Annotated in this window: 9 protein-coding genes; 2 read left to right on the top strand and 7 right to left on the bottom strand. The window is 40.2% G+C overall.

The genetic code is table 11. The features are described from left to right. Positions 1-62: 62 nt before the first annotated feature. Genes IEW93_RS03360 through cmoA form a run of 7 tightly spaced genes read right to left on the bottom strand, consistent with a single transcriptional unit; the run spans position 63 to position 7,907 of the window. Positions 63-1,193: a DUF3541 domain-containing protein gene (locus IEW93_RS03360; RefSeq protein ID WP_188736911.1), complete on the bottom strand. Its 1,131-nt coding sequence runs from the start codon at positions 1,191-1,193 to the stop codon at positions 63-65. Next, positions 1,171-2,952, bottom strand: a complete 1,782-nt coding sequence (locus tag IEW93_RS03355; protein WP_188736909.1) for a hypothetical protein — start codon at positions 2,950-2,952, stop codon at positions 1,171-1,173. Before IEW93_RS03355 ends, IEW93_RS03360 begins: the two co-directional genes overlap by 23 nt. Then, entirely contained in the window at positions 2,915-3,871 is a 957-nt protein-coding gene (locus IEW93_RS03350; RefSeq protein ID WP_188736907.1) for an alpha-L-glutamate ligase-like protein, read from the bottom strand. Before IEW93_RS03350 ends, IEW93_RS03355 begins: the two co-directional genes overlap by 38 nt. After that, positions 3,871-5,379, bottom strand: coding sequence for an inactive transglutaminase family protein (locus tag IEW93_RS03345; protein WP_188736905.1), 1,509 nt, complete (start codon positions 5,377-5,379; stop codon positions 3,871-3,873). Before IEW93_RS03345 ends, IEW93_RS03350 begins: the two co-directional genes overlap by 1 nt. Positions 5,380-5,387: 8 nt before the next feature. Continuing rightward, on the bottom strand, positions 5,388-6,161 hold the full coding sequence (locus IEW93_RS03340; protein ID WP_188736902.1) for an ATP-dependent zinc protease family protein: 774 nt from the start codon (positions 6,159-6,161) through the stop codon (positions 5,388-5,390). Between the two features lie 25 nt (positions 6,162-6,186). Next, positions 6,187-7,179 (bottom strand): tRNA 5-methoxyuridine(34)/uridine 5-oxyacetic acid(34) synthase CmoB, encoded by a 993-nt coding sequence (gene cmoB / locus IEW93_RS03335; protein WP_188736901.1) that lies wholly within the window; start codon positions 7,177-7,179, stop codon positions 6,187-6,189. Next, positions 7,176-7,907 carry a carboxy-S-adenosyl-L-methionine synthase CmoA gene (gene cmoA / locus IEW93_RS03330; protein ID WP_188736899.1) on the bottom strand — a complete coding sequence of 244 codons (732 nt, stop codon included), beginning with the start codon at positions 7,905-7,907 and terminating at the stop codon, positions 7,176-7,178. Before cmoA ends, cmoB begins: the two co-directional genes overlap by 4 nt. 534 nt (positions 7,908-8,441) lie before the next feature. On the opposite strand from cmoA, the gene IEW93_RS03325 reads away from it, so the two are divergent. Further along, entirely contained in the window at positions 8,442-11,231 is a 2,790-nt protein-coding gene (locus IEW93_RS03325) for a diguanylate cyclase domain-containing protein (RefSeq protein WP_188737081.1), read from the top strand. 171 nt (positions 11,232-11,402) lie between these two features. Next, entirely contained in the window at positions 11,403-13,178 is a 1,776-nt protein-coding gene (gene aspS / locus IEW93_RS03320) for an aspartate--tRNA ligase (protein ID WP_188736897.1), read from the top strand. Positions 13,179-13,227: the final 49 nt, after the last annotated feature.

Genomic DNA, 13,227 nt, shown 5'->3' with positions numbered 1-13,227 from the left:
TTAAAAAGGCAAATGCAGTGCACTTGCCTTTAATTGATCTATTTTAAGTATAGCTAATAGCCTTAATGCGATTTAGAGTCTTTTGCCGCTGCTTTAGGAGTGACTAGTTTAGGTAAATACCTCTTAGTACTTGATATTTCTCCTAAAAGTGGGCCTTTGTGTAAAGTATCTGGCCAGTCTAATAGCATCATGGCTAACACGTTTCTGTGTTCACCTGAAGATAAAATCGCTTCCCCTTTAGGTGATGGGATCATGTTAAATTTTGGATTATATGCCGCAATAATGTGTTTTTTGACTTTATTAACTACCGGATTGTCTTGATTACCTGTGATCAAGAAACTAATGCCGACCTCAGTAATAATGTCTTCAGTGGTATCGACTAATATACGATCAATATTTTTTTCAAAATAATTTAAAATCCACTGATATTCTTTAGCATCTACCGGATATTGATAGTACTGACTTGCTGCAAAAATAAAGTGGGTCATGCCGTAAATTTTGTTTTTATATTGGCTTTTATTTAGTTTGTTATCTTCATTGTCAGGATAAGTTTGAATAAATGCTTTTTTGTAAGCTGAGTAATAGTCACCAACCCCAAGTTGTTTTGCCCAAAATACATAGTTAATTAATTGAGCAGCCCAGGCTTTAATCATATTTTTGTCTGTTAATGCTGGTTGTAAATCAACATTCTTTAACGTGTTTAGCATTAAATCGTGACAGGGGCCTGTAAAGCCAAATTCGTCTACTCGGCTACCAAAACGTAATAAAATATCACTGTAAAACATAAATTCTGGATACGGAGCAAGGGCTAGTTTACGCGCATCGCCACGTATACCGGGTTTAATTTTAGCCACTTCTTTTTGTGATTCAGTTTTAATAAATCCAGGTTTATCTATATTACAATAATAATAAGCTTGTTGTTCGGCAATGGTTAATAGGTCTATTAATGAGCCATTTGCGTATTTATTTTCACCTGTCATGCGATATTGGCGAATGGCATAATGGCCCTGAACACGCGGAGGGAGTGAATATAAGTTTGATTCTAGGTTAGTTTTAATGCCTTGATAAACTTGCTCAGCCGTTAAATTATGTGAATGCTTTTCAACCGCCTCTTTGGCTATGGCCACACTACTTAATAAGCTAGCTGACAATAATAGCAACGAGAGCGTATTACTCTTGTGCAGTTGCAACATGTTTTATTCTCCAAATAAGTGAATGTGGATCAATAGGGGCGCCGATGAGTTGTTCAAGTTGATCGTTAAATGATAAATAAGCTTCGTTTACAACTAATATATTAAAAATTTCTACTGCTGAAAAAGTGCTTGAAGCTTGATTGATAATCAGTTTCGCAACTGCGTCTTGCCATAGAGGAAGATAATAGCTAATTCCTTGATTAGCAATAGCCTGAAAACTATAAATTGTATCAGTTGCATTGGGCCATGGTTGGCCAAAACCTTGTGTAAAAGCTAAAGACAGATCATCTTTAAGTGTTAGCCATTCTAGGTCATTTATACTGCGTGAATGTTGGTAAAATGCCAGAGCAACTTTACTTTTAAATACTCGCATTTGGGTTTGGTAATTTTGTATCAGCTTTTCTCTTTCAGATGGAGGAGCAAAGTGTTGAAACTGAGTTAAATAATGGCTTAGCCACATGCTTGCGATTGCATGGTGCTGTTGATTTTGTGTTTTATGAGTGAGTAAGTAAAACTGACCACCTTGTGATAACGAGACTATGGCTTGGCTTAACTCATCGATTAATTGTTTTTGTTGTTTTTGCTGAGTTAATTGTATTGGAAAGCTCAGTGCATATTGCCCAAACTGATGCCCAATCACGCTTTGTCTTATGAGTTGTCCTTTAACGTGTAATTGTTGCTCTTGTGATGTGTGTGGGTAAGTGTAGATCTCGCCAAGTAACCGCTGATGATGCCATATTCTTAATATTTGAGTATGCTGCTTTTGCTCGCCTGTGTTTTGAGTGAGTTCTGCCGTTTGTATGGCACTATCCTTGATAAGGTCGGTGTGGATCCCAAAAACGGAGAGTTGCGATAATAATCTTGCTAAATAATCCTTGGTCGCAACCGGTGTTATGGTGGGTGACTTTTCTGTGCGCGACAGCGCCTGAGCTAAATTCCACGGGGCAACTGAAAATGATGCCGTTTGTGTGTCTAAAAATTCTTTGAGGTTGGTAGGGCTAAGTTGGCTGTTGGCTAACATGAGTTGGGCTGCATTGTTATATCCCTTATCTTGGGCTCTTTGCTGATGTAATTGATGTATAACGTTAAGTGCAGAGTGCACTTTAGATTTTGCCCTTAGCTGATAAGCAAACCAAGCTTTCTGCCTACATTGTTCATTTGTTTGCTGATGTAAATACTTTGCAATATGAATATTAATATTGCTCTGTTGCGATTGTTCTTGAGTGTGGTCATGTGTTTGAGGTGTTAGCTCGCATTCCGTGCTGTTAAATTTGATTTGCAGTTGGCGGGTAGAAAGCGCCTGATCCACAGTTGCTTGAGCACTGTGTAACTTAGATTTTTCGATTAAATCCCATTGAGTTTGTTGAATGTTTTCTAAGCGTTGTGCAAGTTGATTATAAGGCGATTCAAGTAAGTGCATCGACTCAATAAGCTGCTGCGTATTGTTTGAAGTATTTAAAGCGTATAACTCATCTGCTAAATGCAATTGACACCATAGTAAGCCTTGCTTGCTCAGGTTATCGTTTGCAAAGGGTCGATAGTATTGAATTCGGTCGTTGATGTTATTTAATGCAAGTGTTTGTTTTTCAAACTCTACTGCATTAATTGCTGCTTTATCGGGAGATTGTTGTGCAAGCGCACTAAGGTTAGGTGAGTATTGAAGGCACTGTTCAACAAACAGTGCCAACGGATTGGCCACAGCATTCGCTGTGGCCAATAAACTAAAACTTAGGATTACTAGAGAAATGCTTTTTAGCATACGCCACGCGTTCTTCGACTGACATCGCAGGGCCTTTCATGGCTTCAACGTGTTTTAGTCGAGGTAAAATGCCTCTACCATTAGCAATTTGAATCGTTAAACCTGGGCGGGCATTCAATTCTAGTAGCAATGGTCCTTTGTTTTTATCTAATACCATGTCAGTACCAAGATAACCTAACTCACACATTTCATAAGCACTTGATGCCGTATGCAGTAAGGTTTCCCAGTGTGGCACTGTGATATTAGACAATGGATAGTGGGTGTCGGGATGTTTATCAACAGGTAGGTCAAACTGCACTGCGTGCAAACTTTTGCCTGTTGCAATATCGAGCCCAACACCAACAGCACCTTGGTGTAAGTTAGCTTTACCGTCTGACGCCGCCGTCGATAAACGTAGCATTCCCATTACAGGGAATCCCTTAAATACGATTAAGCGAATGTCAGGTACGCCTTCATAACTAAAACCATCAAATACGGGGTCGAATTCAATTAAGCCTTCAACAATCGCGACATCTGGTTTTCCGCCCAGTGAAAATAATCCACTGAGAATGTTAGACACGTGCCGGTAAATTTCACTGTGAGTGACTTCATGACCATTAGGCTTGTAGTAACAGCCATTGTTCACCTTAGTTATTACCAAAATCCCTTTACCACCAGAACCTTTAGCCGGTTTGATAACAAAGCCAGTACGGTCATTGACCATGTCTGGGATTTCTTGAATCTTGTGTTGTTCATTGACAACACCAATGAGGTCTGGAACCGCAATGTTATTAGCAAGCGCAAGTTGCTTAGTGATCAACTTATCATCAACGCGTTTGTAAAATTTACGCTGATTATAGCGACCAATATAGCTAATATTGCGCCTGTTCATATTAAGTACACCGCTACGGCTCAATTCCCAAGGCCAGGCGTACTTCATTATTTCTCTCCAACTAATGGTTTAAAGCGTTTTAGCTCAGTTAAACGGTAACCTGTGTATTGGCCCATCACTAACACTAAAGCTAAAATGACCAAGTGAATACCTAAAAAGTTAAACACCCAATGTTGCACTAAGTCATTGTCCATTGCCAAGTAGGCTAGGGTGGCCACAAATAAGCTACCGCCACCAGAAACAAATACCTTTTTAGGGCCTTCTTCTTCCCATAGGATAGACATACGTTCAATGGTCCATGCAAGAATGATCATTGGGAAGAATGTCACAGTTAACCCTTCGCTTAAGCCTAATTTGAACGAAATAAGCGTGAATAAACCGATGATAAAAATAACCACAATAATAACCGCGGATATTCGGGATATGAGCAGTAAATTGAGTGTCGATAAGTAAGAGCGGATCATTAAGCCAAAGGCCACAATCAATAAGAAACCGATTAAACCGGTCAATAATGTGGTTTGAATAAAGGCTAAGGCAATTAACACTGGCATAAAAGTACCAGAGGTTTTAATGCCGACAATCACACGCAAAAATACTACCACTAATACACCAATAGGGATCAGCAAAATACCTTTAAATAAACTCTGCTCTTCAAGTGGTAATTGATAAAGTGAGAAATCCCATGCGTTATCGTTCATCATCATGTCGATTGAGGTCGCTAATGCTGAACGAGTGTCTTGAAGCATTGAAAAGTTAACTTGCGAGTTAATACCGCCCATTACATCAAGTACTGAGTGGCCAGAATATTCCCACAATACTAAAGTGTTATCACGGCCTTGTTTGTTATTTGGGACGTCAAATAACACCCATTCGCCTTTATTGTAAACTTGCACATAAGACGTTAATTGCTGACGGCGACGTTGATCTTCTAATTGTAAGCCGTTAACAATACGTGCTGGAACACCTTTTGAGTGCAGCATGTGTAAAAATAAATCAGTTGAGGTGTTTGCCGATAAAAGCAGTGCCATGTTTTGGCTTTGCTCTGTATCGTTAATTAAGTTCATTAATTGCTGAGCAAACGATAAATTAGTGGCACTGCGCCCCCATACATCTTCGGTAATTTGTTCTGCAGCTGATTTTTCAGTAGCAGGCCACAAATATGGATCCGGTGTTACGGGTTCTTCAGTGGCTAATATCGATAATTTGCCGGTAGGCACTAATGTTACTCGATAATATAACGCTTGTGGTCCTGTGGCTTCGCGAATAGACCATACTGCACGACGATTAGCAACATCGTTTGAGATGGTTAGGCCATAACCAGGCGACGTGGCATTCTCAACAAGAACGTCAAATGCAGGATCATTAGGCAGCGAAAAGTTCACTTCTGCAGGTTGAGCACCACCAACAAAACTGACTTTTGCATCAACAGCCCAACTTTGAACTTGTTCGCCTGGTAAGAAGGGCACATTGTGCTCAATCCCACGGTATATACTGGTGCTAATACCAATAATAAATAGCAGCGCAACAAAGATGTAAAACGGTTTACGAGAATGCATTACTGATCCTATTTAATGATAGTGGTGATTTGGTTTTTGGCTTTGCCATGGATATAGATTTGGCCTACATCTACGACTGCGATGTCTTTCATAAACTTGCGACCTAGCAATAATGGATAATCTAGGTGGCTTCGATCAACAAGGTTTAAATCTGTTTCTGCTGAGTATTTTCCTATTTTTAAATGAGCGTGGATCACCGGGCGACGATCATCCTCTGACTCAACATCTTGTTTAATACGCACAAACTTTTCTACTTTTGATTCAAATGTGTTTGCCGGTTGATCAATGCCATTTGTCATTACGTCAAAGCGAACCCATTGCACGCCATCACGTTCAAATAATACGATATTACGCGCATCTAACGATGAGGATTCTGCTCCTGTATCAATACGTGTAGCAAATACTGCTTTAACTTCGTCAACATGCACACTCTCTACTTCACCTAATAAGAATTTTTCACCTATGGTGGCTTCAGAGCATTGAGCGGGTATTGCAATGGGTCTTTCTACCTGTGGCGGTGGCACTACAATCGTTTTGGGTCTTTGTGCCATCGCAGTACTTACCTGCGTTTTGAGCTTTCTCATTTCAGCAGATAGGGCGTTAATTTCTTCACTTTGTTGATTGCATTGAGCATTAATGGCATCAATGACGACCGTTTGCGAATTAAGCAAACTGCTATTCAACTCAGCATTTGTTAGCGGAGGTGTCGTTGGTTTTTGAGTTGTTGTACAACCTGATAATAAGGCTGCTGCAACGGATAGAGCAATTACCTGCTTTAACATGTCAATTCCTGTTGAATAGTATAAGTTAAACTAAATCTTGGTTCGGTTGATTTTTTGTAGCAATTATAATGGCCCGTTTAGGGGCCGGGTAACCTTCTATGGTTAAACTGACATCATTTGGGTCGAGATAATCGACGAGTGATTCATTTTTCATCCATTGAGTGCTTCGTTGTTCGTCAAGCGAAGTCACATCGATGTCAACACAACGAATATCAGTAAAATCACATTTTTTTAACCATAACATTAAGGCTGCGACAGAAGGAATAAACCATACGTTATTCATTTTGCCGTATCGATTTAACGGTACAAGTACCGCATTTTCATCACCATCGATAACCAAGGTTTCCAATACTAACTCGCCGCCCATTCTGAGTTGATCACGCAATTGTAATAGGTGATCAATAGGTGAACGTCGATGATATAATACGCCCATAGAGAACACGGTATCAAACGCATCCAATGCGGGCAGCTCTTGTATGCCTAAAGGCAACAAATGTATTGGATGTTGATTGCCAGCGAGCCTTTTAATGGCTTCAAATTGGCATAAAAAGAGCGGTGATGGATCAACCCCCACAACTCTAGTCGCTCCTTCACCTAGCATTCGCCACATGTGATAGCCACTACCACAGCCTACATCTAATACGGTTCTGTTTTTAAGTGGTGCTATATGGCCTTTTACTCTATCCCATTTCCAGTCACTTCGCCATTCTGTATCAATTTCAATACCATGGACAGTAAAAGGACCTTTACGCCAAGGCTGAAATACCGCCAGTAAATTACTGAGTTTTTCGGCCTGGCCGGGCGTGAGTTGCTCACCAGAGCCAATGGTGACACTCTGTTTGAGTTCGACAACATCGGGCTGTGGGTAATTGAGTTTATTAAGGACTTTTTCCCACTTTGGCAAGTTACCATGCTTATGGTCGCGTTGCCATTGACCCAAAATTGCGGGCAAATTTTCTAACCAATGTTGTAAGTTAGAATCGGCAATGTCTTTGTAAAAAGAACTGAAGCTAATCATTTAATCGCTACCATTGATGCAAAATTGAAGCATTGGAACCACACCGATACATGAGAAAATCCATTATCAGTTAATCGCTGCTGGTGTACGTTTAAGCTGTCTGGACGCATGACATTTTCCAGTGCACTGCGCTTTTGACTGATTTCGAGTTCACTGTACCCGTTAGCGCGTTTAAAGTTTAAATGCAGGCTGTCTAATAGGTCTTGAATTTGTTCATCTTCAAAGCAAAGCTTTTCTGAAATGACGAGCACTCCACCCGGTTGCATGCCATCAAATATACGCTTTATAAGCGAATTACGATCGTCAATGGGTAAAAATTGCAATGTAAAATTGAGCACCACCATTGATGCATTTTTTATATCAATATCTCGTATGTCTGCGCACAGTAAATTCACCTGGGTATCGCTAACATAAGCTGCAAGATTTTCCTTACAGCGTTCAATCATTGATTGACTGTTATCAATAGCATAAATTTGGCATTGTCTGCCTTCAATTTGACGACGAATACTTAAGGTTGCAGACCCTAATGAACTGCCAAGGTCGTAGACATTACTGTTAGGGGTAACAAAGCGATCTGCAAAATCACCAATGGTATTGATAATTTGTGCGTAACCCGGGACAGAACGACGGATCATGTCATTAAATACACCTGCAACTCGTTGATCAAATTGAAAGTCTGCTATTTGATCGGCTGCGTGAGCGTAAATGGTATCTTGTTGAGAGTTCATGAGCTGTTATGTGGAAAAAATTCAGTCTGTATTTTAGCTAATCATGGTTAACTCCAGCAAGCATCCTACTCATAATTTGTGAGTTTTTTTTCAAATAGTTCACCAAAGTGTTAATACTATGAATACAGATCCAGATTTAATGGTGTTAATATGCACAATAAATCATCATTGGATCACTTGATCTTGTCACCCACGTTTACCAAGCGTATATAAAAGGCGACAAAAGGTGTTTTATGTTCCAATAAAACTGCGCGACTGACGGGTAAAAAGTGATAATATTCTCAGAAAATAAAACACGAGAGTATCCACAGCTGTGGCAATTAGCATTGTTAAATTTTTTATTTTTGTAAACTATCATCTTTGTTGAGCTACAAGTGCTTAGGTTAAAAGCATAATCCATTATTTGGGCAACAAGGTGTTTAACGTAATCAGCCAATAGTCAACAAAATCAACAGGCTAACGTTTGATAATCAAAACTGAAAGTATTAGGGAAAAAACTTGAAATTGATATATTGGGTGCTGACATTCGTGTTGATGTCGCTAAGCCTTCCTGCAAGCGCAGTACATGCAAATGAGCAATCGAGGTTAAATCCACCTAAACCATTAGTGGTGGTATTAGGAGAAGATACCTACCCTTTCCAATATTTAGATAAACAAGGTAATCCAGCCGGAATTTTAGTCGACATGTGGCGTGAATGGTCAATTGTGACTAACACGAAGGTGCAATTTGTCGCCCGTCATTGGCAAGCCTCTTTAGATCAACTTGAGCACAACAACGCCGATATCCACATCGGTATGTCTCAAACGGCAGCACGCGCAAACCTGTTTGATTTTGCAATGCCGTTTACCTCGTTAAATGCTTATCTTTATGTACACAAATCCATTGTTAATAAAAAACAAGTGAGTGATTTGATCCCTTATCAAATAGGGGTTGTTGCAGGTTCTTCGCATGAAGTCATGCTCCATGAGCTGGAGCCTCGCTTGAGTTTTAAGCGATACAAAAACCGTAAACAATTATTGCAAGCTGCAGCAAAAGGAGATTTATTTGTTTTTGCTGGTATTGAAGGTTATCAACGGAATGTTGAGCTAGAGCAAGATATTGCAGCTAATTTTTACAGTTCATCGCGAATTTTTATTAAAAAGGTTAATTTATCGCCTGCAGTGATAAAAGGTAATCAAACACTGCTTGATAAAATTAACGCAGGGTTTGAGTTAATTTCACCCAAGGTCATTAAACAAATTGAGCGTCGATGGCTAGGCTACCATAAACAAACCTCTGGCGTTGTTATTGCGATGCAAACGGGTATAGAACCCTTTGCTGATATTGGTGTTGATGGATTACCTTCAGGGATGTTAGTTGATTTATGGCAGTTATGGTCTAAAAAAACTGGCATCAATATAGATTTTGTCTCAGGTGACATGAACACCACCATTGACGATGTCAAACGGGGTGTCGCAGACGTGCATATTGGTTACCCAGAAAGCCAAGATATGCGTTCTGGGCTTAAACAGGCATGGAATATCATTTCAGTTAAGAGTCGTTTTTTTAGCAATAATCAACAGCTTAAAAATATCGAAACGTCAGACATGAGAATAGGGGTGTTTCCTACTGCGCCCTATATTAGCGAGGTTAAAACCGCATTCCCTAAAGCTCAATTACGATTTTACGATACCTTAGATGCGATGGTTAACGCGGCCCAGAATCATGAAATTGTTGGGTTTGTTTCTTCTGCTGCAATGACATCACATTACTTACTTGCCAATAAATTGTGGGCTAATTTTCGTCAATACACAGACATCGAATTTAACACTCAGATGTACACCTTAACGCGTGTTGATGACAGTGGATTAGCGGACCGAATTGAGGCGGGTTTCAATTTAATCTCTGTAGAAGAACAAATACAAATTGAGCGTAAATGGTTAATTAACCCTGATGATAGATATTTTGCTGCGACAGCTAATAAAATTAAATTAACAAAACAGCAAAAACAATATATTACCAGTATAGGCGCCATTAAAATGGGTTACCTAAAAAACTGGGCGCCGATGGAGTTTCAAGGTAAAAACGGTCAGTTTTTAGGGGTTAATGCCGACATTAAAAATTTACTTGTGAGGCAATTAAATTTAACGATTATTCCTGTTGCATATGATGATTTTGTCCAAATGGTTAATGATCTGATAAAAGGTGAGATCCACTTAGTGGCGAGCATGGCACAAACCACTGCGCGTGAAAGTGCTCTTTCTTTTTCAGCGCCTTATTGGCCCTCTCCGTGGGCGATAGTGACGTCGATTACGCAACCACCTATTTTTAACATCTCACATGTTGTAGGTAAACGACTCGCGGTTGTTGACGGATACCATATTGTGCCCCAATTAAGACAACAATATCCTGGGATAGAACTGGTTACTGTTGCTGATACTAATCAAGGGATCCAAGCCGTGATCAACGGAACTGCGGACATGTTTGTTGAACAAGTCGCTTCGTTAGCCTCCACATTAAAAGGTGGCCAATACCCGAGTTTAAAAATGTCATTAGTTGCTGAATTAACCGAGCAACATAGTCGTATTGGTTTTTTTCCAGGAGTCAAAGAATTAGTTCCGCTTGTTGACCGGGTGTTAGCCACTATTGATGAAACCGAACAGCAAAATATGTATCAAAAGTGGGTTTCTCTTGATTTAAACAGCGACACGTTGCGTTATGAGCGTTGGCTAAAGATTTTGATTTTTGGATTATTGATTTTGACATTGATTGCTGCAGTCGTATTTATGTCTAATCGCCGTTTAAACATTGAAATCCAAAAAAGGCTTAAAGCAGAAGATAACCTGAAATTTATGGCTAGCCATGACAACCTGACCGGATTAGCCAATCGCGGCTTATTTGATGACAGATTACACCAAGCAGTGCTAACACATCATAGGGAGAAACAGCGTTTTGCGCTCCTGTTTATTGATTTAGACGGTTTTAAAGCGGTAAACGATCTTCATGGACATCACATAGGAGATAAGCTACTGCATCGCGTTGGCTTGTTGCTACGTAAGTGTGTTCGAGAGTCTGATACTGTTGCACGTTTTGGTGGTGACGAATTTGTGCTCTTGCTCAATAATATAGACAATAGAAGCAGCGCTCAACAGGTTGCCGACAACATATTGCAAGCCTTAAAAAAACCGTTCCATATCGACGGTGTGAGTGTGAGTATTTCGGCCAGTATTGGTATTGCACTTTTTGCTGATGACGCTGATAACGCACCATTATTACTTAAGATGGCCGATCAATTAATGTATCAAGCTAAAAAGATTGGTGGTCATCAATATAAAATGAACTAACTGTTTTGTTGATTTTTCAGTCAGTCAAGCGAGATTATGTGCCGCAGGTATGGTTAATTGACGTAAACTGACTGATACTTCAATGCATATGTTTGAGTCACGGTATATAATGCCGTTTTTATCGTTTTCGATTTCCAAAAATACCGCTTTGTGGATAAAGGATAGAGTTCAATGCGCAGTCATTATTGTGGAGACATTAATCTGTCTCATCTTGGTCAAGAAGTTACTTTAGTCGGTTGGGTTAACCGTAGTCGTGATTTGGGCGGAGTTGTTTTTTTAGACTTACGCGACAGAGAAGGGCTGGTACAGGTTGTTTATGATCCAGACTTAAAAGAAGTCTTTGACATTGCAAGCACATTACGCAGTGAATTTTGTGTTCAAGTAACGGGTATTGTTCGTGCACGCCCTGACAGCCAAATAAACCCACAAATGAAAACGGGTGAAATTGAAATTCTTGGCAAGCAATTGACCATTATTAATGCGTCGGCACCATTGCCATTGAGCATGGACAATCATCAAAATAACAGCGAAGAACAACGCCTTAAATATCGTTATTTAGACCTACGTCGTCCAGAAATGGCTGAGCGGTTAATTTTCCGCGCAAAAGTCACCAGTGCTGTACGTCGCTTTTTAGATAATAATGGCTTTTTGGATATCGAAACGCCAATCTTAACAAAAGCAACACCAGAAGGTGCCCGCGACTACTTAGTTCCAAGCCGCACTTATAAAGGGCAGTTCTTTGCATTGCCACAGTCACCTCAGCTGTTTAAACAGTTACTGATGATGTCTGGCTTTGATCGCTACTATCAAATTGTTAAATGTTTCCGCGACGAAGATTTACGTGCAGACCGTCAACCTGAATTTACCCAAATTGATATTGAGACCTCATTTATGACGTCTGAACAAGTCATGGAAAAAACCGAGCAAATGATGCGCGGATTATTCCAAGATTTACTCAATGTTGATTTAGGTGATTTTCCACGTATGACCTACGCTGAAGCCATGAAGCGTTATGGCTCAGACAAACCTGATTTACGTAACCCTCTAGAACTCGTTGATATTGCTGACTTAGTCAAAGAGGTTGAATTTGCTGTATTTAACGGTCCTGCAAATGACGCAGAAGGCCGAGTTGCAGCTCTACGTATCCCAACGGGAGCTTCACTGTCTCGTAAACAAATTGACGACTACACCAAATATGCCGGCATTTATGGTGCTAAAGGCCTTGCTTGGATGAAGATTAATGACTTAGCCGCCGGCATGGATGGTATTCAATCACCGGTACTTAAGTTTTTATCTGAATCTATCGTTAATGACATTATTAGTCGCACAGGTGCTCAAACCGGTGACATCATTTTATTTGGCGCAGATAAAGCCAATGTTGTTGCTGAAGCAATGGGGGCATTGCGTCTAAAAGCTGGTGAAGATTTTAATTTATTAGAAGGTCAATGGCGCCCACTTTGGGTGGTTGACTTCCCAATGTTTGAAAAAATCAATGGCGGCTTACATGCCGTTCACCACCCATTTACGGCACCTCGTGGCATAAGCCCAGCAGAATTAGCCGCAGATCCTGTTGCTGCAATTTCAGATGCGTATGACATGGTACTAAATGGCTGTGAATTAGGTGGCGGTTCTGTTCGTATTCATAATGCAGAGATGCAAAGCACGGTATTTAGCTTATTAGGTATTGAACCAGAAGAAGCAAAAGAGAAATTTGGTTTCTTACTTGAAGCATTACGTTATGGTACACCTCCTCATGCCGGTTTAGCGTTTGGTTTAGACCGTATTATCATGTTAATGACGGGTGCAACCTCAATTCGTGATGTGATGGCATTCCCTAAAACCACTACCGCAGCATGTCCGTTAACTAATGCGCCAGGGTTTGCCAATCCTGTGCAATTAACTGAACTCGGAATTGCAGTTATTGAAAAGCCTAAAGCTGAAGAATAACCTAAACCGTTCAGTATAATTCGCTCTTAAAGAGCACCACATACCGAGG

Source organism: Shewanella inventionis (assembly GCF_014641855.1).
Lineage (GTDB): Bacteria > Pseudomonadota > Gammaproteobacteria > Enterobacterales > Shewanellaceae > Shewanella > Shewanella inventionis.
Note: the sequence above shows the minus strand (reverse complement) of the source record. Positions and strands in the feature narration are given on the sequence as shown.

Excerpts from the sequence above, each read along its gene's own strand:
- IEW93_RS03360 (WP_188736911.1), bottom strand. The coding sequence starts at position 1,193 with ATGTTGCAACTGCACAAGAGTAATACGCTCTCGTTGCTATTATTGTCA.
- IEW93_RS03355 (WP_188736909.1), bottom strand. The coding sequence starts at position 2,952 with ATGCTAAAAAGCATTTCTCTAGTAATCCTAAGTTTTAGTTTATTGGCC.
- IEW93_RS03350 (WP_188736907.1), bottom strand. The coding sequence starts at position 3,871 with ATGAAGTACGCCTGGCCTTGGGAATTGAGCCGTAGCGGTGTACTTAAT.
- IEW93_RS03345 (WP_188736905.1), bottom strand. The coding sequence starts at position 5,379 with ATGCATTCTCGTAAACCGTTTTACATCTTTGTTGCGCTGCTATTTATT.
- IEW93_RS03340 (WP_188736902.1), bottom strand. The coding sequence starts at position 6,161 with ATGTTAAAGCAGGTAATTGCTCTATCCGTTGCAGCAGCCTTATTATCA.
- cmoB (WP_188736901.1), bottom strand. The coding sequence starts at position 7,179 with ATGATTAGCTTCAGTTCTTTTTACAAAGACATTGCCGATTCTAACTTA.
- cmoA (WP_188736899.1), bottom strand. The coding sequence starts at position 7,907 with ATGAACTCTCAACAAGATACCATTTACGCTCACGCAGCCGATCAAATA.
- IEW93_RS03325 (WP_188737081.1), top strand. The coding sequence starts at position 8,442 with ATGTCGCTAAGCCTTCCTGCAAGCGCAGTACATGCAAATGAGCAATCG.
- aspS (WP_188736897.1), top strand. The coding sequence starts at position 11,403 with ATGCGCAGTCATTATTGTGGAGACATTAATCTGTCTCATCTTGGTCAA.